The organism is Actinomycetota bacterium, assembly GCA_005774595.1.
Lineage (GTDB): Bacteria > Actinomycetota > Coriobacteriia > Anaerosomatales > D1FN1-002 > D1FN1-002.
Window position 1 is genome coordinate 1 of sequence record VAUM01000505.1, and the last position, 1,064, is coordinate 1,064.

The following is a 1,064-nucleotide window of genomic DNA, read 5'->3' on the forward strand; positions in this document are numbered from 1 at the left end:
GGCCGCTACTGCTCGCAGTGGTTCGGCGACACCACCTTCTCCGCGTCGCCGACCGTCACCATCGCGCCGGACTACGTCACGAGCGGCATCGACGCGGTGATGGACCGTTCTTCGTCGATCTCGGGCAACGTGCAGCGGGCGAACGTTGCGCCCGCGTGGGTGAACGCGATCGGCGTCTGGCCGCAGGTCTACCGGTGGGACGTGGACGAGGGCGCGTGGACGGAGGCCAACGACACCGGTCTGCAGGAGCCGACCGACGCGTCCGGCAACTACACCGTCACCGGGCTGGATGCCGGCCAGTACAAGATCCGCTTCGTGCCGGACACGTCCTACCTCACCTTCAACCACTTCATCGCCGACCAGGTCTACGGCGCACCGACCGGCGCGAAGCTCAGCCCGTCGAGCCCGGCGGAATGGCCGACGTACGAGGCGCAACTGTCAGCCGGCACCACGATCACGCTGGCGGCCAACACCGACCTGACCGGCATCGACGACCAGTGCCCGTGGGGCGGCTACCTCACCGGCCGGGTGACGTACGCCGCCGGTGGTGCACCGGTGCCGGACTATCACGTGAGCGTGTGGGACACCTCGGGGCTGACGTTCGTCGGCGACACCTGGACCGATGCGAGCGGCAACTGGGAGTTCCGCGACCTCGACGACGTGCCGGACTACAAGGTCATGTTCGACGACGAGTCGGGCAGCCTGACCGGCGGTGACCCGGGCTACTTCTACAACACCGAGTGGTACAACGGTGCGGGCAGCCCCGCGGCGGCCACGTCGGTCGGTTTCGGGCCCGGTTCCGGGATGGCCGCCATCAACGCCGCGATCGACTCGACCACCCAGTGGGGCGATGTCACCGGCAAGGTGACCGACATGCACACGGGCAAGGCGCTCGAGGGCGTGACCGTCGGCCTGAACCTGTGGAACACCGACACGCCGGGCTGGGTGGAGCAGCACAGCACCACGACGGACGCGTCCGGGCGGTACACCTTCACGAAGGTCCCGTGGGCCGCGCCGTTCAACTCGGCCGTGCGCATCAGCGCGTACGAGGACGAGAGCAACAC

Annotated in this window: 1 protein-coding gene; it reads left to right on the forward strand. The window is 68.6% G+C overall.

What is annotated here, in order from left to right; all coding sequences use genetic code 11:
- The coding region (locus tag FDZ70_11295) for a carboxypeptidase-like regulatory domain-containing protein (protein ID TLM65026.1) at positions 1-1,064 on the forward strand (1,064 nt) is incomplete at both ends.